This window comes from Gorillibacterium massiliense, assembly GCF_000455485.1.
GTDB classification, from domain to species: domain Bacteria; phylum Bacillota; class Bacilli; order Paenibacillales; family NBRC-103111; genus Gorillibacterium; species Gorillibacterium massiliense.
This window is the reverse complement of record NZ_CBQR020000010.1, coordinates 62,240-86,679: the sequence shown is the minus strand read 5'-3', so window position 1 is coordinate 86,679 and position 24,440 is coordinate 62,240. Positions and strand designations below refer to the sequence as shown.

At 48.9% G+C, this 24,440-nt stretch carries 35 protein-coding genes and 1 tRNA gene; 10 read left to right on the top strand and 26 right to left on the bottom strand.

The features are described 5' to 3' along the window. From TJ79_RS01645 to TJ79_RS01610, 8 genes are all read right to left on the bottom strand, one after another. The coding region (locus TJ79_RS01645; protein ID WP_238322716.1) for a PTS transporter subunit EIIC at positions 1-838 on the bottom strand (838 nt) is incomplete at its 3' end. Between the two features lie 156 nt (positions 839-994). Further along, entirely contained in the window at positions 995-1,324 is a 330-nt protein-coding gene (locus tag TJ79_RS01640) for a spore coat protein (RefSeq protein ID WP_040948526.1), read from the bottom strand. Between the two features lie 41 nt (positions 1,325-1,365). Continuing rightward, positions 1,366-1,695, bottom strand: a complete 330-nt coding sequence (locus TJ79_RS01635; RefSeq protein WP_238322714.1) for a hypothetical protein — start codon at positions 1,693-1,695, stop codon at positions 1,366-1,368. Positions 1,696-1,728: 33 nt separating this feature from the next. Next, entirely contained in the window at positions 1,729-2,076 is a 348-nt protein-coding gene (locus TJ79_RS01630) for a hypothetical protein (RefSeq protein WP_052339165.1), read from the bottom strand. Positions 2,077-2,257: 181 nt separating this feature from the next. Next, positions 2,258-2,683 carry a CoA-binding protein gene (locus tag TJ79_RS01625; RefSeq protein WP_040948525.1) on the bottom strand — a complete coding sequence of 142 codons (426 nt, stop codon included), beginning with the start codon at positions 2,681-2,683 and terminating at the stop codon, positions 2,258-2,260. 25 nt (positions 2,684-2,708) lie between these two features. After that, positions 2,709-3,539, bottom strand: coding sequence for a C39 family peptidase (locus tag TJ79_RS01620; protein ID WP_040948524.1), 831 nt, complete (start codon positions 3,537-3,539; stop codon positions 2,709-2,711). A gap of 57 nt (positions 3,540-3,596) precedes the next feature. Then, positions 3,597-4,889 (bottom strand): 3-phosphoshikimate 1-carboxyvinyltransferase, encoded by a 1,293-nt coding sequence (aroA, locus tag TJ79_RS01615; protein WP_040948523.1) that lies wholly within the window; start codon positions 4,887-4,889, stop codon positions 3,597-3,599. A 95-nt stretch (positions 4,890-4,984) separates the two neighbouring features. Next, entirely contained in the window at positions 4,985-5,533 is a 549-nt protein-coding gene (locus TJ79_RS01610) for a shikimate kinase (protein ID WP_238322713.1), read from the bottom strand. Between the two features lie 89 nt (positions 5,534-5,622). On the opposite strand from TJ79_RS01610, the gene TJ79_RS01605 reads away from it, so the two are divergent. Next, complete coding sequence (locus TJ79_RS01605) at positions 5,623-5,925, top strand: hypothetical protein (protein WP_040948522.1); 303 nt, start codon at positions 5,623-5,625, stop codon at positions 5,923-5,925. On the opposite strand, the gene gndA is transcribed toward TJ79_RS01605, so the two are convergent. The 3 genes from gndA to TJ79_RS01590 all read right to left on the bottom strand — a co-directional run bounded on the left by gndA (position 5,926) and on the right by TJ79_RS01590 (position 10,001). Continuing rightward, entirely contained in the window at positions 5,926-7,338 is a 1,413-nt protein-coding gene (gndA, locus tag TJ79_RS01600; protein ID WP_040948521.1) for an NADP-dependent phosphogluconate dehydrogenase, read from the bottom strand. It abuts the gene before it with no gap. Positions 7,339-7,622: 284 nt separating this feature from the next. Continuing rightward, the gene (locus TJ79_RS01595; RefSeq protein ID WP_040948520.1) at positions 7,623-9,173 is read right to left on the bottom strand and encodes a gluconokinase; all 1,551 of its coding nucleotides are present in this window, start codon (positions 9,171-9,173) and stop codon (positions 7,623-7,625) included. Between the two features lie 231 nt (positions 9,174-9,404). Continuing rightward, positions 9,405-10,001: a hypothetical protein gene (locus TJ79_RS01590; protein WP_040948519.1), complete on the bottom strand. Its 597-nt coding sequence runs from the start codon at positions 9,999-10,001 to the stop codon at positions 9,405-9,407. A gap of 485 nt (positions 10,002-10,486) precedes the next feature. Here TJ79_RS01590 and TJ79_RS01585 point away from each other — a divergent pair, with 485 nt between their 5' ends. From TJ79_RS01585 to TJ79_RS01560, 6 genes are all read left to right on the top strand, one after another. Continuing rightward, a complete protein-coding gene (locus TJ79_RS01585; RefSeq protein ID WP_040948518.1) occupies positions 10,487-11,215 on the top strand; it encodes an ABC transporter ATP-binding protein in 729 nt (242 codons plus the stop codon). Continuing rightward, positions 11,212-12,240, top strand: a complete 1,029-nt coding sequence (locus tag TJ79_RS01580) for an ABC transporter permease (protein WP_040948517.1) — start codon at positions 11,212-11,214, stop codon at positions 12,238-12,240. The genes TJ79_RS01585 and TJ79_RS01580 overlap by 4 nt, the downstream gene beginning before the upstream one ends. Before the next feature lie 27 nt (positions 12,241-12,267). Continuing rightward, positions 12,268-12,945, top strand: coding sequence for a TetR/AcrR family transcriptional regulator (locus TJ79_RS01575; protein WP_040948516.1), 678 nt, complete (start codon positions 12,268-12,270; stop codon positions 12,943-12,945). A gap of 224 nt (positions 12,946-13,169) precedes the next feature. Next, positions 13,170-14,639: an aminotransferase class I/II-fold pyridoxal phosphate-dependent enzyme gene (locus TJ79_RS01570; RefSeq protein WP_081756641.1), complete on the top strand. Its 1,470-nt coding sequence runs from the start codon at positions 13,170-13,172 to the stop codon at positions 14,637-14,639. Positions 14,640-14,899: 260 nt separating this feature from the next. Further along, positions 14,900-15,949 (top strand): Gfo/Idh/MocA family protein, encoded by a 1,050-nt coding sequence (locus tag TJ79_RS01565; RefSeq protein WP_040948514.1) that lies wholly within the window; start codon positions 14,900-14,902, stop codon positions 15,947-15,949. Between the two features lie 92 nt (positions 15,950-16,041). After that, positions 16,042-16,461, top strand: coding sequence for a DUF1885 family protein (locus TJ79_RS01560; RefSeq protein ID WP_040948513.1), 420 nt, complete (start codon positions 16,042-16,044; stop codon positions 16,459-16,461). A gap of 80 nt (positions 16,462-16,541) precedes the next feature. Here TJ79_RS01560 and TJ79_RS01555 read toward each other — a convergent pair whose 3' ends face one another. The 3 genes from TJ79_RS01555 to TJ79_RS01545 form a co-directional block, all read right to left on the bottom strand. Next, positions 16,542-16,865 carry a DUF1292 domain-containing protein gene (locus TJ79_RS01555; protein ID WP_040948512.1) on the bottom strand — a complete coding sequence of 108 codons (324 nt, stop codon included), beginning with the start codon at positions 16,863-16,865 and terminating at the stop codon, positions 16,542-16,544. A 112-nt stretch (positions 16,866-16,977) separates the two neighbouring features. Continuing rightward, complete coding sequence (locus TJ79_RS01550; RefSeq protein WP_155987740.1) at positions 16,978-17,574, bottom strand: hypothetical protein; 597 nt, start codon at positions 17,572-17,574, stop codon at positions 16,978-16,980. Between the two features lie 159 nt (positions 17,575-17,733). Continuing rightward, the gene (locus TJ79_RS01545) at positions 17,734-18,345 is read right to left on the bottom strand and encodes a hypothetical protein (protein WP_040948510.1); all 612 of its coding nucleotides are present in this window, start codon (positions 18,343-18,345) and stop codon (positions 17,734-17,736) included. Between the two features lie 216 nt (positions 18,346-18,561). On the opposite strand from TJ79_RS01545, the gene TJ79_RS28600 reads away from it, so the two are divergent. Continuing rightward, a complete protein-coding gene (locus tag TJ79_RS28600; protein ID WP_081756639.1) occupies positions 18,562-18,738 on the top strand; it encodes a Spo0E family sporulation regulatory protein-aspartic acid phosphatase in 177 nt (58 codons plus the stop codon). 25 nt (positions 18,739-18,763) lie between these two features. On the opposite strand, the gene TJ79_RS01540 is transcribed toward TJ79_RS28600, so the two are convergent. The 3 genes from TJ79_RS01540 to TJ79_RS01530 all read right to left on the bottom strand — a co-directional run bounded on the left by TJ79_RS01540 (position 18,764) and on the right by TJ79_RS01530 (position 20,194). Then, on the bottom strand, positions 18,764-19,264 hold the full coding sequence (locus TJ79_RS01540; protein ID WP_040948509.1) for a CcdC family protein: 501 nt from the start codon (positions 19,262-19,264) through the stop codon (positions 18,764-18,766). 111 nt (positions 19,265-19,375) lie between these two features. Continuing rightward, positions 19,376-19,633 (bottom strand): hypothetical protein, encoded by a 258-nt coding sequence (locus TJ79_RS01535; protein WP_420319364.1) that lies wholly within the window; start codon positions 19,631-19,633, stop codon positions 19,376-19,378. 102 nt (positions 19,634-19,735) lie between these two features. After that, a complete protein-coding gene (locus TJ79_RS01530) occupies positions 19,736-20,194 on the bottom strand; it encodes a GNAT family N-acetyltransferase (RefSeq protein ID WP_155987739.1) in 459 nt (152 codons plus the stop codon). Positions 20,195-20,293: 99 nt separating this feature from the next. Here TJ79_RS01530 and TJ79_RS01525 point away from each other — a divergent pair, with 99 nt between their 5' ends. Continuing rightward, entirely contained in the window at positions 20,294-20,710 is a 417-nt protein-coding gene (locus TJ79_RS01525; RefSeq protein ID WP_040948507.1) for a CBS domain-containing protein, read from the top strand. Between the two features lie 92 nt (positions 20,711-20,802). On the opposite strand, the gene TJ79_RS01520 is transcribed toward TJ79_RS01525, so the two are convergent. From TJ79_RS01520 to TJ79_RS01510, 3 genes are read right to left on the bottom strand one after another with little or no spacing between them, the layout of a single operon-like run. Continuing rightward, positions 20,803-21,156, bottom strand: a complete 354-nt coding sequence (locus tag TJ79_RS01520) for an EamA family transporter (RefSeq protein WP_052339164.1) — start codon at positions 21,154-21,156, stop codon at positions 20,803-20,805. Further along, entirely contained in the window at positions 21,128-21,496 is a 369-nt protein-coding gene (locus TJ79_RS01515; protein WP_040948506.1) for a DUF2304 domain-containing protein, read from the bottom strand. The genes TJ79_RS01520 and TJ79_RS01515 overlap by 29 nt, the downstream gene beginning before the upstream one ends. A 5-nt stretch (positions 21,497-21,501) precedes the next feature. After that, positions 21,502-22,200, bottom strand: a complete 699-nt coding sequence (locus tag TJ79_RS01510) for a glycosyltransferase family 2 protein (RefSeq protein ID WP_040948505.1) — start codon at positions 22,198-22,200, stop codon at positions 21,502-21,504. Between the two features lie 220 nt (positions 22,201-22,420). On the opposite strand from TJ79_RS01510, the gene TJ79_RS01505 reads away from it, so the two are divergent. Then, positions 22,421-22,495 (top strand) — tRNA-Val (locus tag TJ79_RS01505). A 180-nt stretch (positions 22,496-22,675) separates the two neighbouring features. Here the strand turns inward: TJ79_RS01505 and TJ79_RS01500 are convergent. From TJ79_RS01500 to TJ79_RS01475, 6 genes are read right to left on the bottom strand one after another with little or no spacing between them, the layout of a single operon-like run. After that, a complete protein-coding gene (locus tag TJ79_RS01500) occupies positions 22,676-22,909 on the bottom strand; it encodes a tyrosine-type recombinase/integrase (RefSeq protein WP_040948504.1) in 234 nt (77 codons plus the stop codon). A 42-nt stretch (positions 22,910-22,951) separates the two neighbouring features. Continuing rightward, entirely contained in the window at positions 22,952-23,260 is a 309-nt protein-coding gene (locus TJ79_RS01495; protein WP_040948503.1) for a hypothetical protein, read from the bottom strand. A 29-nt stretch (positions 23,261-23,289) separates the two neighbouring features. Continuing rightward, complete coding sequence (locus tag TJ79_RS01490) at positions 23,290-23,505, bottom strand: hypothetical protein (RefSeq protein WP_040948502.1); 216 nt, start codon at positions 23,503-23,505, stop codon at positions 23,290-23,292. Between the two features lie 41 nt (positions 23,506-23,546). Continuing rightward, on the bottom strand, positions 23,547-23,729 hold the full coding sequence (locus TJ79_RS01485; RefSeq protein WP_040948501.1) for a hypothetical protein: 183 nt from the start codon (positions 23,727-23,729) through the stop codon (positions 23,547-23,549). 42 nt (positions 23,730-23,771) lie between these two features. Continuing rightward, positions 23,772-24,005: a hypothetical protein gene (locus TJ79_RS01480; RefSeq protein ID WP_040948500.1), complete on the bottom strand. Its 234-nt coding sequence runs from the start codon at positions 24,003-24,005 to the stop codon at positions 23,772-23,774. Continuing rightward, on the bottom strand, positions 23,999-24,403 hold the full coding sequence (locus TJ79_RS01475; protein ID WP_040948499.1) for a ParB N-terminal domain-containing protein: 405 nt from the start codon (positions 24,401-24,403) through the stop codon (positions 23,999-24,001). The genes TJ79_RS01480 and TJ79_RS01475 overlap by 7 nt, the downstream gene beginning before the upstream one ends. Positions 24,404-24,440: the final 37 nt, after the last annotated feature.

The window sequence follows — 24,440 nt, the reverse complement described above, 5'->3', positions numbered from 1 at the left end:
ACACCCCGGTCAAAAAACATGCCAACGCCGCGATCAGGAAGGTTTTCTTGATTTTCGGCTTCAAGTCTTCCCGGGCTTCCTGGATGATGGCAAGAGCGCTAGCCGGCAGAGCGAACATCATGATCGGGTACAAGCCGGCCATATAGATACCGGCCGTCGGATCTCCGGCAAAAAAACGGGGAAGATCGCCAAAGACGTAAGTACCGTCGGGACGCTCAAAAGACCCCAACTGAAACCAGTAAACATTGTTCAACAAGTGATGAAGTCCAGAAGGCACGAGGAGCCGGTATGCGACGCCGTAAACAAAAACGCCGAACCCCTTCATTCCGTACAGAAATTCCCCTGCCTGATTCAAGGCATTTTGAAGATACGGTCCAATCTGCACCGCTAACAATGACAGCAGAATGGTCAATAGCCCCATAAACAAGGGAACAAGACGACTGCCGCCAAAAAACTGAATATATTCCGGAAGTTTGACGTTCTTTAACTTATGGAACGCAATCGCCGTTATAATCCCGATGACAATCGCTCCGGATATGCCGAATTGAAAATCGGGACCGATGTATTTCTCCGTCACCTGCACGAACAGAAAATAACTGAACATGGCGGAAAGCGCGGCGACCCCGGAGTTTTCCGTCAACCCCAGCGCGACACCGACTGCAAAGATGAAAGGAAGGTATGTAAATACCGTTTGACCGGCAAAATATAAAATATTCCCGACTTCATCCATGCCGACGTCCGCCCAGGGCAGAGTGCCTAACCGGATAAGGATGGCTGCCACGGGAATCACGATGGTCGGCATCATGAGAGAACGTCCAAGCTGTTGAAGATTGCCCATCACATTCAAGAACAAAACCTCCTTTCTACATTCGTATGGTAAACGTTGTCCCCATTTTTGACAACCCTTAAATAAAAGCAAGCCGCCTCAAGAAAAAAAGCGCCGGGAAACTCCCGGCGCTTTCATGTCAGCGAGGTTTACCTTTTTGCTGACAAATTATGAGAAGTTGGGGAATTGAGAATGGTACTTATTGAACTGGTCGTAGGTTTTGCGGATTTCTTGAGGGTCCGCCGTTTTAATTTTATACCATCCGTTATCGAACATGGTATTGAAGAGCGTAAACTCCATCTCGTGAAGATCATTCAAGATGTGGGAAACCGTTCGGTGCAGGGTGGGGTTCTGCATTTCGTTAAGTCCTGTATTGAAGCCATGGGTCATCGACTTCACCGTGCTGAGCTCGTCGTTGATCCGGTCCCGGTCGTTCATTTCCGGTCCCTTCACCTGCGGTTCGCCCTGCGGTTTCGGTTTTGCCAGCACTTGCTGCATGTCGTCTCCCCCTTATTTCGTTTACACGCCGAAAATGAGGCTTACTGCAGCTGATTAAGCAGCTCCTGATAATGCTGCTGGTGTCGTGAACCCATATCCCGGATGACTCCGGCGATTTTGGTATCCATGACCCCTTGAGCCGCTTCGTTGCATTTTTTCATGGCAAGCAGCTCCCAGGACAAAAAGTCCTGCAAGTACAGCAGTTCCTTTTCCGCAATCAAATTGCGGTTGGTCGTTTGATTCGCCTGCTGGGCTTGGCCCATCTGCGCCTGATTTTGCTGGCCCATCTGGAACTGTTGGCCTTGTTGTCCCTGCCCACTTTGCCAGCTTGGATTGCCTTGCGCTTGGTTAGGGTTCATCGGTTGTCTCATCTCCATTCCCTCCAAACGGAAATATTTACCGGTTCAGCCGGAAAATCCGCCTTGGGACGGTTGGCCTGAGTCAGATTGTAAAGCATCGTCATGCCCCGGCTGATTTCCTTTATAAGAGGAAGTGTGGAAGCTTTGTTTTTGCTGGTTACCCCCGGATGCTGCCGATTGGCTGGATGTGAAGGACGCGCTGCCGCTGCCGCTGCTTGGGCTCATGGAGTCTCCAAGATTGGCGTCATGCCCGGGTTTATTCCCTTTATATCCCGCTGTATGAAAGGATTGCGGATTTTGGCTTGAAGAAAAGGAGGTTTGATTTTGCCCGTTTTGACCGTAATTGGACTTCACATTCCCTGACGATTGAAAGGCTTTTTGCTGCTTTTTCATGACTTCATCCTCCTAAGATGGGTAGTCCCCCGCGGGATAATACCGCGAGAAGCCACTACTATTGTTAACGGCGCGGAGCAGATCTATCGAAGGGTTCTGCTGGCATGGATAACAAGAAAAGTCTCATGGAGCTCCAAACCGGAGCTTTCATGAGACTTTTTTCAAAACCGTTATTCCGTTATTATGATCGGTTCGGTCTGGTTACGGCATCCTCTACCTTGATGCAGCGGTCCATAATAACTTCCATTCCATTTGACTGGCACAGTTCGGCGGCTTCTTCATTAATGATGCCTTGCTGGAGCCATAGAACCTTGGCCTTGATTTGAACGGCCTGTTCCGCAATTGGCAGTACTTGCTCGCTTCTGCGAAAGACGTTGACGATATCCACCGGTTCGGGAATGTCCAAAAGGGAGGGATAACACGTTTCCCCCAAAATTTCCTTAGCATTGGGATTGACCGGAATGATCCGGTAACCTCTTGCCTGCATCGCCTGAGCCACCATATGGGAAGTGCGATCCGGACTATCCGATAAGCCGACAACCGCTACCACCGACGTCTGTTCCAAGATCAGTTTGATCTTCTCCCTTGATGGGTTTTCGAAAGACATAATCCATATCCTCCCTCAATCGAATTCACTTTGTGTAAGATATTGCTTGCTGCCCCATGGCCACCCATGTATCGATAAAAGTCTTCTTGTCTACCTTAAACTTGGCAGATGGCTTTCTCGGATCATTCACATAAACGGAGGTGTCGTCATAACCGACAACGACTATGGCATGTTCGGAAAAAGTCGTCCGGACAGCGCCTGTCGGCGTGTCCCACTCCACCCAGTTGCGGGGAAGTCCATAATAAGTAGTAGTCCAGGCGATAACCGGGGTATTCTCGGATAGTTTGCGCTCGATTTCGTCGAAACTTGAGCCGGTCATGTCGACAGCGGATGGAATATACTTCGCCAGTAATTCGAACACTGGTGCGTGATAGACGCCGAATCCTTTCATTTTGCCATTAATATCGCCGACAAAACCGTTATTGGGGTTGCCCCAGTAGACGATGTCACCGTTGCTGTTTTTTTTCAAGGAGGTGGTATCCTTCTTCACTTCCTTGGCTAGCGCCATCTTGTCCTTTTGAATCCCCGCATATTGCAGCAGCATGGCTAAACTAGTTACTTCGCAGCCGACTGGCAGTTCAGGTAACTGCATAATTTGCGGCGCATCTAGCATTACGCTTTTTTTGATGGGAACAGGCGTCGGTTCAGGCAAAATGATTGGAGCTGTCGGCAATGGTCCCGAGCTTTCCGCGAAGGCGACGTCACTCGCAGCGGCTGAATCATTGGCAAAGAACCGCCAATCATTCCCGGTGATCTTACCGTAGAGCATAACAGAGAAGGCTCCGCTGGAGAACACGAGTACGACCATCGTCACCATCAACATCATATACCCTATTGTTTTCCATATGACTTTCATAGGTACCACTCTTCGTTAGATTTGCCTGATAAACAGCATACCTGTTATATCGGTTTTTTACTCAAAAAATTCAATCTCTGCTCCAAGAGAAAGCAAATGTTGAAAATATCCGGGGTAGGATTTCGCCACATGCTGGGCATCGCGGATGGTTAGGCCTTGCTTCGAACGCAGTCCGACGACCGTAAGGGCCATAATCACCCGATGGTCGAAGTGAGCGTCAATTTCCACGCCGCCCTCAACCCCTTCCGGGCTGCCGTGGATGGTGATCTCGCTGCGGCCCTCCTCCGCTTTGACGCCGGCTTTGCGCAATTCATGAACAAAGTCCGTTATCCGGTCGCATTCCTTGAATCGCAAATTCTCCACGTTATAGAAACGGGAGGTTCCATCTGCGAAGACGGAAGCAGCAACCATTGCCAGCACCGCATCCGTAAAGGCGTCGCCGTCGAATTCTCCAGCGATCAATCTGCCGTTACCTTTGACATGGACAATGCCGTCTTTATGGGTAATGGGGACCCCCATCTTCTTCAGCACATCGACAACCGCTCGTTCACCCTGCCGGCTGTTCTCGGGAAGCCGCAGCAAGCGGACGTCCGATTCGGTCACAGCAGCGGCGGCAAGGATGGCCGCAGAGCCCGGATAATCGCCTTGCACTGCATATTCCTGAGGCAGATAGCGCTGGTTGCCGCGGATGCGGTAGTGCATCAAATCATCACTGGCCTCCACCACGATGCCTGCCTGTTCAAGTACCTCCAAAGTCTGGCCAACGATGACCTTTGACTTCAGATCATCCAGCACCTCAATTTCGCTATCCTCCGCAAGAAGAGGAACGGTAAACAATAGGGAACTGAGAAACTGAGAACTGACCTTGCCCGATACCTGCAGTTTGCCCCCAACCGGATGGCCGCCGCGGATGGTAATGGGCAGCTTCCCTCCGTTATGGTCGACTTGCACGCCCATCTGCCCGAGGGTTGCGATCAAATCGCTGTGCGGGCGTTTGCCGAGAGATTCCGGGTAGCGGTTGATGAACGTAACATCGGGGCAAAACGCAGCCACCGACATAAGGAAGCGCAAAACAGCGCCGGCATTACCCACATCCAGTTCCTTGACATCTTTGGGCTTATTACCGAACCCGGTAATGGTCATACGGACGTCATCCTCTTCCACGATTGCGCCAAGGTCCCGTATGCACCGCCGCATAGCGTCGCTATCTTCGCTATGGGCAGGGTATAGCACCGTACTCGTTCCTTCCGCCAGCGCAGCTGCCAGAAGGTAACGGGTCGTATAATTTTTGGAGGATAGAGCTTGAATTTCCCCTGAGAGCCGTGTTGCCGGCTTTACGATTGCTTTCATTCCGCTTTTCTCTCCTTATTCACCGATAATAGTGGTAGTGTATCACAGCATTAAAGCGTTGAAAACTTTCCTCTATGGACAGCTCTGTGATCTATCTATTCAGCGGAAAACCGTTCGTATTCCTTGCGGACAGCAGCAGCAATATCCACCACTCTCATTAGATCGGTATCGATAGCATAATGAGCGAACCGGTAGGCGTTCTTGCGCGCCTCCATCAGCGTGTTTACTCTCTCAACCGGATCCCCTTGCAAAAGCGGTCGATTCCTATCCCGGGCAACCCGGCTGACGATGGTCTCAACCGATGCTTGCAGCTCTACAACAAAGCCGCCTTCCAGCATCGCTTCCCGATTCGCCTCTAAAAGCACCGATCCGCCTCCCGTTGAGATCACTTGCCGGTTTCCGGTAGTCAGCTTTCGCAAAACCATTTCCTCGCAAAGCCTGAAATAAGCTTCTCCTTTTTCCGCAAAAATTTCCGGAATGGTCCTTCCTTCCGTTCTCTCAATCTCCGTATCGGAATCGATAAAGTTCCAGCCGTAGGTTTCCGCCAATTCCTTGCCTACCGCCGATTTGCCGGTTCCCATAAAACCGACGAGAATAATGTTGCGAGCTGCCACTTCTGTCACCGCTTTCTTGCACGTTGTCAAAACTTTGCTCTATCATAGCACAGGTTTGCGGAATATTTCTTTTCTTTCTTCCGTAGGCTCTAGTAAACAGAGGACAGGAGAGTTTTGTAATGAAGGAATCCCAAGTCGATCCAGCCCGGCGTTTTCAGGAAATCACCGATTCCGCCTACCCTCTTTGTCGAGATGATGTCGTCTGGATGTTGGAGGTCATCAAAAAAAAAGTGGCGGAAAAAGACCCTGGGTTCCTGGATCTTTCTCCGCCGCGTTTATTGCAGAATTTTCATGGATTTGCTGAAGCCGCCTTGCTGCTCATCCGCCGGAATGCGGATTATGGCCAGGAAGCCGCCGAGCTCAAGCTGTGGTTGAAAGAAGCATCCCTCGGCTTATGGCGTGACAACGGACGCGACCATTGATTATTGATCCAGCCAGTTGTGGTGGAAGACGCCTTCCTTGTCCACCCGTTCAAAGGTGTGGGCCCCGAAATAATCCCGCTGCGCTTGCAGCAGGTTGGCCGGCAGCCGCTCGGTACGGTAGCTGTCGTAATAAGCCAGCGCCGAAGCGAAAGCCGGAACCGGAACACCGCGGGTAACGGCGACGGATACGACATAACGCCATGCTTCTTGATAATCGTGGACGACCTTTTTGAAATATTCGTCGAGAAGCAAGTTTTTCAGCTCCGGATTGCGGTCATAGGCATCCTTGATGTTCTGCAGGAAGCGGGCACGAATGATGCAGCCGCCGCGGAAAATCATGGCGATATTGCCATATTGCAAATCCCAGCCGTATTCAACGGATGCGGCGCGCATTTGCGCAAAACCTTGGGCGTACGAGCAAATTTTGCTGGCGTAGAGAGCACGGCGGATCGCTTCGATGAATTCCTTGCGGTCTCCTTGGAATGCGGTTTTCGCCGGTCCTTCCAGCACCTTGCTGGCCGCGACGCGTTCCTGCTTCATTGCGGAAATAAAGCGGGAGAAAACGGACTCGGTGATGATGGAGAGCGGCAGACCCAAATCGAGGGCGCTTTGGCTCGTCCATTTGCCGGTGCCTTTTTGTCCGGCAGTGTCGAGAATGACGTCGACCATCGGCTTGCCGGTGTCGGGGTCTTTTTTCGTGAAAATATCCGTGGTGATGTCGATCAGGTAGCTGTCCAACTCACCCTTGTTCCAGTCGGAGAAAATTTCATGAAGCTCGTCGGCGTTGACATCAAGAACATCCTTCAGCAGGTGATACGCTTCGGAAATAAGCTGCATATCGCCGTATTCGATGCCGTTGTGCACCATTTTTACATAGTGGCCAGCACCGTCCGGTCCGATGTACGTGCAGCAAGGATCGCCGTTTACATGAGCAGAGATGGACGTCAAGATCGGCTCAACCAGCTCATAAGCGCTCTTTTGTCCGCCCGGCATGATTGCCGGACCTTTCAGCGCGCCTTCTTCACCGCCGGAAACGCCGGTACCGATAAAGCGGATGCCCTTTTCTTCCAGTTCCTTGTTGCGGCGTTGGGTGTCCGGAAAGAAAGCATTGCCGCCGTCGATGAGAATGTCGCCCTTGTCCAGAAGCGGTACCAATTGATTGATAGTCGCGTCCGTCGGACCGCCTGCTTTAACCATGATCAGTATTTTGCGGGGCGATTCCAAAGACTCCACAAACTCCTCCATGGAATATGTACCCACAAGGTTTTTACCCTTGGCTTCTTCCACAAGTTCATCGGTTTTTTCGCGAGAACGGTTGTACACCGACACGGAAAATCCTTTGCTTTCAATGTTGAGCGCGAGGTTTTTGCCCATGACGGCCAAACCGACGACTCCGATTTGCTGTTTTGACATTGCGAGTCACCCTTTCGTTATTAGTCAATTCATATCCGACATACATGCCGCAAGCGCAGCATCAGCGAATGTATGAAAAATCGGCGAAGCCGCCTGAAGCTTAACCTACATGGATGTAGGTTATTTCAGGGTAGTATCGTTCAGCTTGATCCTAGCACAAGGTTCACAAACTGCTGCCTGTACTAGAATTCCCGAAGTGCCGGAGGTATACGCGAGCCCTGCGCAAGTAAATGCTAAAGATGGCTTGAAAGAGCGTCAGTGCGTTTTTAGCGGGTCTCCTCTTGTTATGGCATGCTTCTGTGCTGCAATTCGGCAATGGCGTCAAATTCTCCGATCAACTGATCATATACACGGGCATAAATGTTTGTCAATTCCTTATAGATCGGATAGTTCTCGGAATTGGCCCGGTGGCTCGTCCGAGCAACGACCCAATCCCGGATATCCTCGAGACGCGAAAACCTTCCCATCGCGTAAAACCCGATATAGGCTGCGCCTAAAGCGGAGCTTTCCACGCTATCGGTGACCGTTACGGTCTTGACCAACACATCGGCCAGCATTTGCCGCCACAAAGGAGAACGGGCGAAGCCGCCGGAAGCGCGGATTTCCTCCGGCGCACCGATGGTTTCGCTCAAGGCTTGGGCGACAGAATTCAACCGGTAGACGACGCCTTCCATCACGGCACGAATCATGTGGTTCTTCGTGTGGTTCATCGCCAACCCGAAGAACACGCCTCGGGCATTGGCATTCCAATTGGGCGACCGTTCGCCCAGCAGGAAGGGGAGAAATAGTAAGCCGCCGGAGCCGGGAGGCACCGTATGGGCCAGCTCTGTCAAGTAATCATAGGGGTCCATCCCTTTGCGCCGGCCCTCCTCCGCCTCGAGGGTGGCCAGGGTATCCCGGACCCAGCGGAACATGACGCCGCCATTATTGATCGCCCCGCCGACGGTCCAATAGCCGTCGGCCAGGGCGTAACAGAACAGGCGGCCTTTGGCATCCGTCCGCGGCTCGCGGATGATGCCGCGAACCGCGCCGCTGGTGCCGACGGTGAGGGCCCACACGCCGGGCTCCACCGCCCCTGCGCCGAGATTGGCCAAAGGCCCGTCCGCACCCCCTACCACAAAGGGGGTGTCGGCGGGCAGGCCCATCTCGGCCGCCAGGGCGGCCGGCAGCCCGGTTTCGGCGTGGCCCGCCGGCACCGGCACGCTCAGGCGGACGGCGTCGACGCCCGCCGTCGCAAGGGCCAGCTCGTCCCAATCGAGCTGGTGCAAATTGAACAGCCCCGTGGCGCTGGCAATGGAATGATCGACCACATACCGGCCAAACAGCTTCGCAAATACAAATTCTTTGATGCCGATGAATTTGTAGGCTTTTGCGAACAAGTCCGGTTCCTGGTCTCTCATCCACATGAGCTTCGCCAGGGGCGACATGGGATGAACCGGCGTGCCGGTGCGGTGATAGATTTCCCGGCCCGTCGGTTCCTTCTTCAGCCGCGCCGTATACGCGGCGCTGCGGTTGTCCGCCCAGGTGATCAGCGGCGTCAGCGGTTCGCCCTTTTCATCCACCGCCATCAGACTGTGCATGGCGGAGCTGAACGAAACGGCGAGCACGTCCTCACCGCGTATGCCGGCTTTGCGAATGACTTCTCTGATACCCCGGAGCACCGCCTGATAAATCTCCTGCGGATCCTGCTCGGCGATATCCGGCGTCGGCGTATACATGGGATACAAGATGGCGTGAGAGGCCAAAATCGTTCCTTTATCATCCACCACAAGAGTTTTCGTGCTGGTTGTTCCCAAATCCGCTGCTATAACATAAGGTTTAGAGGTAGTAGTCATATAAGATTATCCTTTTCTTTTCTTCATTCCGGGTTGCAGACACATGCGTTTATTATACATAAGAGCGGCGGCAGATGCGAAAAAGAACGCAAGGATAAACGGTTACCGACGTCCTTTCAGGACGATCGGCGTTTACCATAGCGGAATAAGGCTTATTATAGTGCCAAACTTATAAATGCTTAGGAAACAAAAAACCGTCTCCCCGAATCCGGAAAGACGGCTTACCACACCTTACATTTCAACGGTCATCATCTCTTGCCGCAGCTCCTCCAGCTTCTCCCTGCATGCCTCGGATTTGCTGCGATCACCTGCCTTCAGAGCTTCCAAGTAGCAAGCCAGCTCGTAATCCAATTCCATGCGCAGCACCGGAATCCGTTCGTCGATCCGCCTGGATTTCATCGAAGCGGCAATCTCTTCTCCCGTTATGGCCGGCTCCCGTTCAAACAGAATTTTGTGCTCCACGCCGGTGATCTCCACCATGCGGATGATTTCGCCGAACATAATATTCTCGATGAGGATTTGCCGGTCTTTGAAACGTTTCACAACGGCATGGCCTCGGGTATCGTTGATAAGCTTCTCCATGATCTCCGCCAGCTTTTCATCCCGCAAAATATAGCTGCCCACAATTTTGAACCGTTCTCCCACCCGTTGGAATTTCAGCTTGACCAGCTTTCTTCCCGTACGTACAGAGATGATGAACTGCTGATCGCTTTCATTCCAATAGAGGGAATAGCCTTCTTGAATCAAATTTTTGATGAAGCTTCGGATCATGCGACGATCAAACCGCAAGTCCAGGTTGCAGTATTCCACTTCATGGCTTTTGTTCATGGCGATCCCTCCCATCGGACTTTAACAGAATGTTCAGATAAATCGGATTTTTCTATATTTTATTTTTATTTTTATGTTTTAGCAACTTGGTTTATTGTCTATTTTCTTGGGGATCGGCTCCCAACTTTTTTCGCAGGGACTCCCCTTCGGTATTTTCGGACTATAAAGGGTCTTTTTTAACGTTACACAATGTTTGATTTGCTAAAGTGCCTAAGCACTAAAACAATCTGTACCAAGAAAACCTACCGCTGAAACGCGGTCGCTCATCGTTGGAAAGCATCGATAGAGGTTTCCTTATGTTAATTCCGCTTGCCGAGCCGATATTTCCATCTTTGACACCTTTAAAAGATTGTAAACCACGGAGATATGTTAAAAAAATGAGTGAGTACTCACTTTACTAATCAAAAATTTCCATGTACACTATTTCTATACGAAACACGCCAAACGGGTTCTGTGACCCAGCGTGAACAAGGGAGTGAATGCGAATGGCCGACGAAAGCGCCATCCTCGTAAAAGGCGTCAGCAAAAGCTTCGGTAAAAAAGAAGTGCTGCAAGGCATCGACCTGGACATTCCGAATGCGGAGATATTCGGGCTTCTTGGCCCCTCCGGGTCGGGAAAAACGACGCTGGTCAAGCTGATCACCGGCATCGAGACGGCTTCGGCGGGAGAAATCTTTGTCCGCGGGGTGAAAGTGCCTAATTTGAAAGTGTTCAACATGATCGGCTATATGGCCCAATCCGACGCCCTCTATCAAGAACTGACGGCAAAGGAAAACCTGGAATTCTTCGCTTCCCTGTACGGCCTGTCAGGCGCGAGGAGGAAGCAGCGCATCGAGGAAACGATGGAGTTGGTTAATTTGACAGACGCCCTCAACAAGCAAGTGTCCGCCTATTCCGGCGGCATGAAACGCCGGTTGTCACTGGCGTTGGCGTTGATCCATCAGCCGGGCATTCTCATCCTCGACGAACCAACCGTCGGCATTGATCCGATTCTGCGGCAATCCATCTGGGCTGAGCTCGACAAGCTAAGCCAAAACGGAACGACCATCATCGTCACCACCCACGTCATGGATGAGGCGGACCGCTGCCACAGATTGGGTATGATCCGGGAAGGGCAGCTCATCGCCGTTGGGTCTCCGAATGATCTCCTTGCCCAAACGGGAACAGCCAATATTGAACAAGCCTTTCTGCGATTTGGAGGTGTTTCCGTATGAAAATCCGTGCTCTCGGCCTGCGCATCATCCGCCAATTTTTTCACGATAAACGCACCTTGGCTTTGATGTTCGTCGCGCCGCTGCTCATTTTGACGTTGGTTGCCTACGTGTTCAACGGGGATACCTACCGTCCGAAGCTGGCTATAGTCGATCTGCCTCAATCTCTCATCTCCCAGCTATCCATGCAGGAAGCGAATGTCGCCAACTATACCATGCCTGATGCCGAAGCCGCTCTAAATAAGAATGAAGTCGACGCGATCATCAGCATGAATGGTGCGTCACCAGCCATTAAGCTGGAAGGCAGCAATCCGACCCACAACCGGGCGGTGCTGCTCTTGACCCAAAAAGCGGCGCAAGCGCTCAATCCCGCCGCAGCAGGCTTACCTGCGCCTGTCGTTACGTACCTTCACGGTTCGGAAAACATTACTCCCTTCGACAACTTTGGTCCTGTGCTAGTCGGCTTTTTCTCCTTCTTCTTTGTCTTTCTCATCGCCGGTATCTCTTTTCTCCGGGAACGGACAGGGGGAACGCTTGAACGGCTCTTAGTCACCCCGCTGAAGCGTTGGGAGATCGTGGTGGGCTATGTTATCGGTTTCGGGATCTTTACTGTACTGCAATCGGTCATCATCGCCTGGTTCAGCACAGAGGTCCTCGGTCTGTTGATGGTGGGCTCCTATTGGCTTCTCCTGCTCATAACAATACTGTTAACCATGACAGCCCTGACCCTAGGCATTCTGCTGTCGTCCTATGCGGACAACGAGTTTCAGATCATCCAATTCATCCCCATCGTCATCGTGCCTCAAGTCTTTTTCAGCGGTTTGTTTGACATGGATACGATGGCTCCCTGGCTGCGCTGGCTAAGCGAAATTATGCCGCTCAAGTTCGCCGCAGACGCATTGCGTAACATTATGATCCGCGGAAAAGACTGGGGCGATATCGCCGTTGACGCTTATGTCCTCCTTGCCTTCTCCATCCTGTTCATGCTGCTCAACGTAGCTGCTCTGCGTAAACATCGCAAAATCTAATTCCAATCGAAAAAGGAGGCCAATGCCATGCCTGATCCATTGGATGATTGGATCGAAGATCTGCTCAAGCTCGATCGTCCGGAAGAAGCGATAACGGAAAAGCAGAGCATGATCCTGCGGAGTGCCGTGGAAGTTTTCGCCGAGAAAGGCTATGCAGCCGCATCCACCAACGAAATCGCCAAGCGGGCCGGTGTCGCCGAAGGCACGATCTTCCGCCATTACAAATCCAAGCAGGAGCTGCTCTTCTCCATTATCGGGCCGATGATGGTCAAGTTCGTCGCTCCTTTTGCCATCAAAGGCTTTGAGAAGGTGCTGGATCCTCCATACGGCAGCTTTGATCAGTTTCTGAAGTCCATGGTTGCCAACCGCTTGGAGTTTTGCAAAAAAAATCGCCGAGTGATCCGCATTCTGCTGCAAGAAATCCCTTTTCAACATGAGTTGAGAGAACAGTTTTTCGACCATGTCGCCAGAACGATTTTGGATAAGATGACGGCGATCGTTCGGCATTTTCAGGAGAAAGGCGAGATCCTCCAAGCGCCGCCCTATACGGTCTTGCGTTTCATCGCATCCTCCTTGATCGGTTTTCTGATTACCCACATGCTGTTTTTTGAATATGATGGCGAGGGAGAAAAAGAGGAAGCCGACCGTATTATCAACTTCATTTTGTACGGAGTGAGCGCGGAAAACCGGCCAAAATCCCCGTAAACCGGCATTTCCCGGAATTTTTTGCCTTGGGCAGCGATTTTGCTGCAAAATCTTCTTGCATCCTCGCGCGTTTTTGATATACTCAATTTGACCAAGTACACTTCAGCCCTAATCGTTTGATGCGAAACCGGCGTCGATCAGTGGGGTGCTGGTGTACTTTTTATGTGCAGATAATTCGCAAGGTCGCTACACCCACTTTTCGAGGAAAGGAAGAGATGCTAACTATGGACCACCATCGCACACCGCTGTTCACCGCACTAAGGAAGCATGCGGCAGGCAACCCCGTTCAGTTCCATATTCCCGGCCACAAGAAAGGGGTGGGCATGGATCCAGAGTTCAGCGATTTTATCGGTCAGAACGCGTTGTCCATCGATCTGATCAATATCGCCCCTCTTGACGATTTGCATCAACCCAAAGGCGTCATCGAGGAAGCCCAAAAGCTGGCGGCAGATGCCTTCAAGGCGGATTACACGTTTTTTTCCGTGCAAGGAACAAGCGGCGCCATCATGACCATGATCATGTCCGTTTGCTCCGAAGGCGACAAAATTATCGTGCCGCGGAATATTCATAAATCCGTCATGTCCGCCATTATTTTTGTCGGAGCGAAGCCGATCTTCCTTTCTCCCTATCGCGATAAAAATTTGGGCATCGACCACGGGGTTACGACCCGTTCCGTCCGCAAGGCGTTGCAGGCGCATCCCGACGCGAAAGCTGTACTGGTCATCAACCCGACCTATTACGGCGTATGCGCCAATTTGAAAGAAATCGTCGATATCGTCCACGACCACAATATCCCGGTACTGGTGGATGAAGCTCATGGAGCACTTCTGCCCTTTCACGACGATTTGCCCATTTCGGCTATGGAAGCGGGGGCTGATATGGCGGCTACCAGCATCCACAAACTGGGCGGTTCTCTGACCCAAAGCTCCGTGCTTAACGTCAAAGCTGGCCGTATCAACCCGAAACGGGTACAAACGATCATCAGCATGCTGACTACGACTTCAACCTCTTATATCCTGTTGGCGTCCTTGGATGCCGCAAGACGCAATTTGGCCTTGAACGGCCGTGAGATGGCAGAGAAAGCTATCCGTTTGGCAACTTACGCCCGCGGTGCCATTAACGAAATTCCCGGTCTCTCCTGCTTCGGCGACGATATTCTCGGGACGGAATACGCCTTCGATCACGATCCGACAAAGATCAACGTCCACGTTCGGCACTTGGGCATCACCGGGTACGACGCAGAAAACTGGCTTCGTGAGCATTACAACATCGAAGTGGAAATGAGCGACCTCTACAACATTCTCTGCTTCATCACGCCCGGAGACACCGAGGAGACGGTAGATACGTTGATCTCCGCGCTGCGCCATATGTCAGAGCTAAACTACAACATTAAAACAGCCAACGAGCTGATCGTCGAGATTCCGGAAATTCCCCAGCTCATCCTGACGCCCCGAGACGCCTTCTATGGCGACACGGAAGTCATCCCATTCAAGGAGTCTGCGGACCGGATTATCGCCGAATTCATCTACGTTTATCCCCCGGGTATTCCGATTCTGCTTCCTGGAGAGGTCATCTCCCAAGAAAACATCGACTTCATCATGAATCACGTCGATGTCGGACTGCCGGTTAAAGGTCCGGAAGACCGCACCATCCAAAACATCAAAGTCATCGTCGAATCCCCGGCGATCTTCTAAAACGCATAAAAAATAACTAGCCAACCGAAGCAACTTCTGGGTATTTCCCGGGGGTTGCTTTTCTTTTCCCTTTAAAATCAAGAGATAATCCGAGTTGTTTTTCCTGTGAAGTGCCTCACAGCCTATAACCAGCGATAATGATGCCAAAATCGAATATAAAAACAACTAGAATGATTCTTTTTTTCCGGGAGCGGGTTTCCTATAATGAAGCTAACTTGAACAGTTCAATACGCCATCCCCTTCAGGAAGTGAACAGAGAGATGAAATCATACGGGATCGTACTCGTCGGCTGTGGTTCCATGGGAGCCACTCACCTTGACACCATCGCCACCCATCCCCAAGTTCGATTGGTCGGCGTTGCCGATTTGATTCCAGATAAAGCAAAAGACTTCGCCGTCCGCTATCACGCGGAAAGCTGGAGCGCCAACTATAAAGAATACTTGCTGCGGGACGATGTCGATATCGTCATAATCGCCACCTATCCTTCAACTCATCTGGATATTACCCGCAATTGCCTCGCTGCTGGCAAGCACGTTCTGTGCGAAAAGCCGATGGCTGGAACGTTAAAGGACGCTGCCGAAATGGTACGCCTCGGCTCCTCCGCCAAATCGAAGCTGCTGATCGGCCATATTCTTCGCCACAACGCCACCTATCAGCAAGTCCAAAAGCTGATTCAAAAAGGCGAGATCGGCCACCCCATCGTCATGCGCATGTCCCAACTCAAAAATACGTCGGCTACCTGGAGTTCCCACCTTGCCCTGTTGGAGCAAGTATCCCCAATCGTGGATTGTGGAGTTCACTACGTTGACGTCATGCGTTGGTTTACCGGCGCGGAGGTCATGTCCATAAGCGGAGTAGGACAGCGGCTGGAGCCCGATGTGCCCTTCCACACCTACAATTACGGTATGATCGCCATGCGGTTCACTGATGGCTCGGCCGGCTATTATGAGGCCGGTTGGGGTCACACGATGCCCCAGGACAACCTGAAGGAATTTATCGGTCCAAAGGGCCGTATCCGCATTACTTACCGTCGCCAGCGCTCAGAGGCTGACAAGCACTTGGGCAATCTGGTAGAAATCGAATATAGCGACGGACAAAAGACGGAAATGAATATTCCGTTCAACTCCAAACCGACTGACCTTCAATTGGAATACCTGATCCGCATGATTGAGCTCAACCTGGACCCAACTCCATATCTTCGGGATTTTTACCGGGCTTTGGAAATCACCCTGCGGGGAGATCAGGCGATTCATGAGAGCATGACGGTGCCATGCATGGACGCACCGGTAGCGGAAGCGGCAAATTATTAAGATTTGCCGCTTTTAGTTTTCAACGCCTATAAGTAAATGCTATCATGGTAGCAGATGTTTCTACTTCATTCTCATAGGCGGGTGCGTGTTAAATGAGTAAGAGCGCTTACATTCAACTGGTGGAAGGCTCCACTATGGCTTCTGTCAACATCGGGGAGTTGAAGCAGCTGTTGGAAGGCTTTAAGGAGCAATTGGCACATACCGGTGAACAATTAGACTGGGGATATGCGGATGCCGGCTTTCCCTATACGGTAGAAGATAGCCCTCAAGGCAACGACCAGTGGTTGAAGCTTACGGGAATTAACAAGCTTTACCGCGCTTTGCTGGTTGGTGTAGGGACGCGTCAAACCGATAACGGGGAACGATCCGTCATTCAATTCACAGTGCCGGATACAAGCTCTCACGGCGACATGGAAAAAGCATTAGCATTCTGCAAGCGTTTGGCAAAAAAGCTCAAAGCGGAAGCCCATCTTTTCAACGGGAGAGTCATGTATTTCAATCCGCGCAAATAGCAAAAAATAATGAAAAAGAAGCCAACTCCAACCATCTGCAAGATGGAATGGGTTGGCTTCTTCTATTTTTTCAAAAAAAATTAATTTTCTTCTTCTTGCTCGCGGGAGGCGATTTCTTCATAAATGGCCACTACCCGCTCCCACTCTTCATCGTTATCGATGCTGACGAGATATGCTTCTTCGTTTTCTTCTTCAATGCGGAAGATGATTCCGTCCGCTTCCATATCGTTACGGTCCAGAAGCACAGCATACGCTTTGTCTTCCGATTCAAAGGTATATACCATCACCATTTCCCGTTCGACGCCTTCGTCGTCGGTGACTAGAAAAACATCCTCTTCATGCTCGTGATCGTGATCGTGGTCATGACCGCAGCCACAGCTATCTTCATGCTTGTGATCGCTCATGAAATCTCCTCGTTTCTGTTTGAAAGTTTCCGTACTCAGGTATCGTACCATATTCTGCCCATGAAAGTGAAGCCGCCGCGATTCTGTTTTTTGACAGTCGTTTGAAGCATGATTAGGCCGTGTAATTGATGAATGAGTATCGCTTAACATCACTATTGAGATTTGCATAAACTTCCTTATAAAAATCCTCGTCCGAATAAAATTCAAAATCGTCCTTTCGATATCTCTCAAACAGCCAACTCGATATCATTTGCAGATCATGAACATCGGCCTCAATTTGTTGGATCCCTTCATAAGTTTCGCTGCTGCCCTTTGTCAAATAGGTTCGATAGGCTTGAAGCTCGGATAAATAGTGCATGATAAGAGAGTGCGTCTCAAAGGAAGATGCGCTTTTTTCATTCGGTTGTTGGGTTACGTACTTTGAAGCCGCCTGATAGTCGAATTCCGCATTTTGAATTCCCTCAATCATTTCGCTTACATGGTCAGGGGATTTTAGGTAATCCAGGATATTCGAACTTCCAGCCAGTGCGAACACATTGGAAAATGTCACCTCATGCTCACGTACATAGTATCTTGCCACGTCCAAATTGTCTTTCTTTTTCGCAAGGAGTGCATTGTGCTGTGCTATATTCAGCCCGATTGAGACGATAAGAAGCAGACAAAACGCACTCACGATTGCCTTTCTTAATAATCCTGGGTTTAAGGTCATTTGGCAAATCTCGCTTTCTCAAATTGGTTTAGGTTAAGGCCGAAAAAAACAGAAAAGGCCGGAGGATACGAAAACCGTATCTTCCGACCCGTCTGGCCGGGGGAATGAGAAAATTCTCTATTCGTGCCTGGATTAAATGCCTGCTGTTCTTGTCCGCTCTTATTCAGAGAGGATGGTCTTCTCCGAAACCACCGTGTATGCGCCTTGATTTTCAAAGGCGAATTTGACTGTGTAGTGGCCCGCTTTGCTGAAATTCACTTTGAAGAGGTAATTAAACCAGAAGCTTTCATCCGGTTTGTCGATAGGCATGGTAAGCGGTTCGACTACCTGATTCCCGTCGGGATCTTCGATGGTGATCCGAAAACTCTTCGGTTTGAAGGTCAGGTTGTCAATCTGTACCGCCGTAACAAAACTAATGTTGCTCCCCTTGTCGACCTTAGCAAAAGGCTTGGTCAAAGAACCGTCTGCAGCGGAGTCTTTGGCAAAGAACATGTGGACATTGGGCTTGTAAAGGTCCGCAGTCTGTGTAGCTTCATTCCATTGCAACACCGCTTTTAATGAATCGGCTGTCTGTTGCAGCGGGGTAACAGCATTACCCTTGATGGAAAAAGCCGGGGTGTCTTTTTCACCGATGTTCAGCTCCGTTCCGTTTACGCGCACCTTCACTTTCTGAAATCCTTCATAGCTGCCCCAAAGCGAATCCGCATATACAGAAGCCCCAAACAGCATAGTGAAGACAAAAATCAGAATGGCGATTCGTTTTGCCTTCATCTTCCTTTCCCTCCGTCGTTGATGTTATCTTGCTTATTTATACTCCTACCGATTCCAAGAGTTGCGATGCTCGAAAAAAAACTTGCAGGCGTTTTCTTCTGGTCGCGAGACCCATTTATTTACTTTAAAAAATCCTACTAATCTCACATATCTCATTTATCAGGGCTCCTGTAAAATGAATGGAGTCTGCTAGAGTTCATATACGGGGGAGTTCCAATGGATGGTCATCGTGACGTAATCCAAGAGATCGAAAGCTTGCGCGTACAATTGACAGATAGCGCTCGCCAACAGAAGTTCAACCTGATCCATCCGCTTGTGTTGGATCTTAGCGAACAGTTGGATACATTGATCCTCAAAGCAATGGCACACCCTTTAAGGAAACGACAACGATAAAAAAATCCGATGCTCCGGCAGCGGATTATTTCATCATTTCCATCTTTTCGGCTCCCGGCAGAAGCGCTAACGTTTTCTTATACCCCATGTACATAGCCACGCGCCAGGGCAGAAGCATGCCGAAGGCGAGGCTAAAGAACAAGCCGGCCGTTTGTTGAAGAGACACGAACTCTTCCACATAACCGTGCAAAGCCACGCGCACCACCAATAAAGTCAGCAGAATCACGATGAACGCCTTGGAGCGCTGCAAATAAATCTGACCGTGAGAGATGGTAAATTTCGAGGTTCGGATCAACGGATAAGCGAAAAAAACGGCTCCCGCCAAAAAGGCGCCAAGACCCCACAAAAGCGGAATTCTCATCGGCGGATAAACGAACATCAGGAAACCGGTGCTCATCCCCAGCGGGGGAATCAGAATTTTTCTGGCGTTTGTCGGTTTCTTGGCAGCTTTTAAACGAATGGCGATAACGCCTAGGGCAAATACGACCATGCCGAACATGGGAATGAGCTGGAGCGGATAAGACATGATTCATTCCTCCCAATGGATCTTCATTGATCCATTATAGCACGATTTGCCACTATGAAATAAATCACATCATCCCGTTTTCGCGTGACAATATTGTGTCATTGCCCGCTTTTATTTGTAGCCTTTCCCTTTTGTTAAAATACACGGAACCCCGTTTCCTACAGCACCCGGCACCCTCATCGCCTTCATATAGCGAATGCCCCGTTCGCATTGCATTTTACAAACTTCGCAGACATCGGACGTGACAATCTTCATATTGAATCGATTTTTGTCGGTTACGCTAACCGGTTCCTTCTTTTTCTTTGCCGCACCCGCTTTTACCATTGCCGCTCCTCCTTCGTTCCCATTGATCAGCTCTTTATCATCCATATGCTAATCTCAAGAAAACGAGTACAAGATGGGCAAGCAGCGATTATCGAATGCCGTCATATCAATCGGTGCGGTCGAATAAGATAGTTTGGCGGCACACTCCTACTCCTGTGACACCAATTGCTTTCGCATGCGTACATGAAGTATGCCCGCATCGTAAAACGGCTCTGTGGAAAGGGTGATATACCCGAGCTTACAATAGAACGTCTCCGCATGGCATTGAGCGTCCAAAATGGCAAATTCAGCCCCTTCTTGCGTGGCTTGTTTTTCCATGGCGAGAAGAAGCTCTTTACCCAATCCTTTACCCCGGGATTCCTTCAAAAGGGCGATCCGCTGCATCTTTACCGTTTTATCGTCGCTGTAAAACCTCCATCGGCCTGTCCCGATGGGATTGTCTTCATCCAGCAGCAGAGCGTGGTGGCATGCTTCCGGAGAGACGTCAAACTCGTCGACTTCCTCTTCTGGCGGTACTTGCTGCTCTACGACGAACACTTCATTCCGAATGGCTAAACACCTATCCAACTCTTGCTGGGTTTTGACGGCGATGGTTTCCATATGAATCTCCTTTTCATCATCTACTATTATTTGGACTGTCCCCGGTAAGCTGTATTTGATACAATATGTATTGGAAATGATAACATAAAGGAGCTACTTTTCCACATGAATATCGCTTTTTTTCTGCTTCCAAAACAGGAAGTCATCTATTTAACTTTACAAACGACCCTGCGCCAAACCCTTGAACGTATGGAGCACCATCGTTATACCGCTGTTCCCATTTTGGGGGAAGGCGGCAAATATGAAGGTACCTTGACAGAAGGCGATCTGCTTTGGTTTTTCAAAAACAACCGCGACATTACTTTTGACAACGCTCATCGCCATACCCTTGCCGAAGTTCCTTTGCGAATGATCAACCGGACGGTTCGCATCGATTCCAATATGGAGGATCTTATCAACCGCGTCCAGACGCAAAACTTCGTCCCCGTTGTCGACGACATGGAACGGTTTATCGGCATTGTCCGCCGCAGTGAAGTCATCGAATATTGTTCCAAGCTGGTCTTCAATTTACCCCAACATTAAGCGGTTTAAGCTGTCTACTGTTACCACATATAACGAAGAGGGCTGAGCGCTGGCTCAGTCCTCTTTCGGCTGTTTCCCAATCTATTAAGCTCTTACGCCTTGGCCACAAGAAACGCTCCACCTAAGATCAACAAAACCCCCGCCCACTGCACCAAACTCATACTTTCCTTAAAAATCAAGATACCTGACAAGGCTCCCAATACATAGGCGATAGACTGCAACGGATAAATGCGGCTCAGATCGTAACGGCTCAAGGCATAAAACCAGATGACCGTCGCCAAAACAAACAGACAGCAACCAGCCAGCATGACCGGATCGATAATCAGATGAAAAAAATCGCCAACTGAACGAAAAGCTTGGGGGTGGCGGTTTAACGCATTTTTCCACAGGATTTGTCCACTAACCAGCAATATAACATTACAAAGAACGATCAACAGGGCGATCATCCGTATCCTCCTCATGCATGCGGGCTTTTAAGAGGGCCATTTCCTGAGTCAGGCGAGTCAGTTTGCGGTCCATCCGGGTTATCACGATCGTTAAATGCATAATAAAGACGAGTGAAAACAAAAATCCGATGAAAAATAGCAGCGACGTACCGTATACGATGCCAAGGGCTTTGGATATGCCGTCCAAAAGCTCGGGCGCCAAACTCAAAATGAGCATGACGAGACCAAGGAGCAGCCACAGCAGCGAGTAACGCTCCGATATTTTTTTGCGGCGGATAAGTTCGATGGTTACGAGGAGAAACCCAAGGCAAAACAGGAAAGCAACCAAGTAAATATTCATTTCGATCAGCTCACGTTCCGGATCCGGGTCATCACAACCGCCAAGGATACCTTAATCATGTAATAGATAGACTTAAGCGGTGTTATGGAGGATTTACCCTCTGCCCGCGTCTGCATTTTAACAGAGATTTCCTTTGTGATGAAGCCTTTGCGGCTAAGAAGGACCAGCGCCTCCACCTCCGGATAATCATCCGGATAGTAGTTGGCGAACACTTCGATGACCTGGCGGTTAACCGCACGAAATCCCGATGTCGGATCAAAGATCCGTTTCCCCACCGTCATGCGAATCATCCAGGAAAAGAAACGGATTCCCGCCCCGCGAAAGAAACTGGGTATGTACTCCGTATGCTCAACGAACCGGGAGCCGACGCAGCAATCCGCCTCTCCGCTGGCCACCGTTTCGATGACGTTTCTTAAGTCAGCCGGGTCATGCTGCCCATCCGCATCAATTTGGATGGCAATATCGTAATGATTTTGGTAAGCATAGAGATACCCAGTTTGGACAGCTCCGCCAATCCCGAGATTCACGGGAAGATCGACGACATGGGCGAGTCCCGTCGCTTTCGCCACCCGGCTTGTCCCATCCGTTGAACCGTCGTTGACGACACATATATCCACTTCAGGAGACCATCTTTTAATGGAATGAAGCACCCGGTCAATGCTTTTTTCCTCATTGAAGGCAGGAATGATAACTAAAGATTTCATGAACGCATAACCTCATTGTGAATTCGGATTGGATTATACAATTTTTCACAATCGCCCGTTCCTTTATCCCTTAACCGTGCCGATTCCAGGCGAAACATCTATATAAAAAGATAAACGATGAAGCGAATAATGTAAACCTAAGGATATTCGAAAATAAGCATTGACTTCCCCACTCATAGCTGATATTATATTTTTTGTCGCCGCTAAAGTAAACGAATATAGAACGGTAGCTCAGCGGGAGAGCACTACCTTGACAGGGTAGGGGTCATGGGTTCGATCCCCATCCGTTCTACCATATGCGACATGACAAAGTCCTTGATTATCAAGGGCTTTTTTATTTTTTCTAACTCGCTGCCCTGTCAACATATTCCCTCCTTTATCGAATTGGCATCATTTTGGCATCATTTGCTGAGTATTTTTCCAAAGATGATTCTTCTAATCAAGGAACAAGGAAGTTGGCATCAGTTAAATTCGCTCATGCTTTCTTATAAAACATATCCCCAAATCTATTTGCTGTCTCCTTCTGCATGTTGGGCACTATGTGGCTATACCGATCCATCATTCGACTATCCTTATGTCCAACCCGCTCCGCAACTTTTTTAGGATGAATATCCATTCCGAGTAGCATTGTACAATGTGTATGTCTCAGGTCGTGAAACCTGATCTTCTTGACTCTTGTTTTTTCAATAATTGCATAAAATGAACGCATTAGATTTTCTTGGCGTTAACTGTGTTCCAACTGAGGTGCAAATTACTGTTTTAAGTATTTTTCATTAACAATTTCATTTTCAGCTTCGATTGTTGCTATAATGTTGGTTGCAGCACCTCTTCCAATGTTCTTTACTATTAAATCGAGCATATTGAATATACTCATATCAAAGTACACAATTACATTTGGACTATTGTTCTCTTTCCTGATTACTTCATTCTGTTCAACTACTTTTTGGTTTGCCCTTTGTATCAATATCGTAAAAACTACATAGATAATTGTCAGAAATATCATACCAAATGCATTAATCATCGAAATAAAAGCTACATTATCTTCTGCCCACATATTCACCCTATTACACTTCCTTTGAAATCATCGCTTTATTCTACTACTTGTTTATAGAAATGAATCAACTTATCCATACCGTCTTTTGTTAAAGTGAATGAGTATTTTTTGTTTTCGCCCTTATTTTCAAAAAAGAAACTAAAAGTGTCATGTGTTACGCCTCCATCTTTTGGGACTTCCACTTCAACAGCAGTATCAGCGTCGAAAACCTCATGATTAAACTCCGATAACTTTAAAATAATTGCTGGCATTCTTTTCTCCCTTTCCCAATCAAACCGTTATTTTATTTCATTCAATCTTCTTCATCATCTATCGCAGCACTTTCAAATGACTCAATTGCTTCTTCGATATCTTTTCGTAAAGCCTCAATTTCCTTATAATGCTTATCTGGCACTCGGCTGCGCAAATTCAACAACATAGAATTTACATATCTCAAAGTAGCTGTGGTTCTATGAAGGATATGACTACTTTTCATAAACAACTCTCCCCCTAAATTCCCATAAATGAGTGATTTCGTTCAAACATTAATACCATCTTCACGATACTTTCTTGTTGCAATCTCAAATAGGATATGTTCTGGCATCTTATGAATTGGGTAATCTTTGTTCCCCGATCTGAGTTTATATTCGTTCTCCACTTCACGCAATTTGCTGCCTACCTCAAGAGTACCAACCTGTCTCCAGTTATAAATCTCTATGTAGCAGTGCTCTAGTTCCTCGTCAGCCAATTGTTTATTCATATCCTCTAACATATCCCATCTCCTTTGCATGAAATGGATTTTTTATCACTTTCTACAACTAAAACAAATGCTTCAAATTCTATAATTCCGATCATATTCATTGCCGATAAACGATGAAGACCGTCGATAATATCGTAGCTTCCTTCGTGTGACATTTTTAAGATTACCGGAGGTATGTCATCATGATTTTTGTATCCTAAAATAAGTGATTCAATAGTTAGCCTATCTTCGTTATCAATTGGCAAAAGTTTGAAATACTCTGGCTTTATAAGACTAATCTGTATTACTTCATTCATATTAACTGACTTTTTTAAAAAATAATTATTTTGATAATCTATATTCCATGCATGTATTTTACCTTTGGCTTCCTCATGAATCTTTTCAATTTCTTCAAATGAATACTTACGCATAGCCGACCTCAATTTCCAGAAAAAATTGACCTTTCAT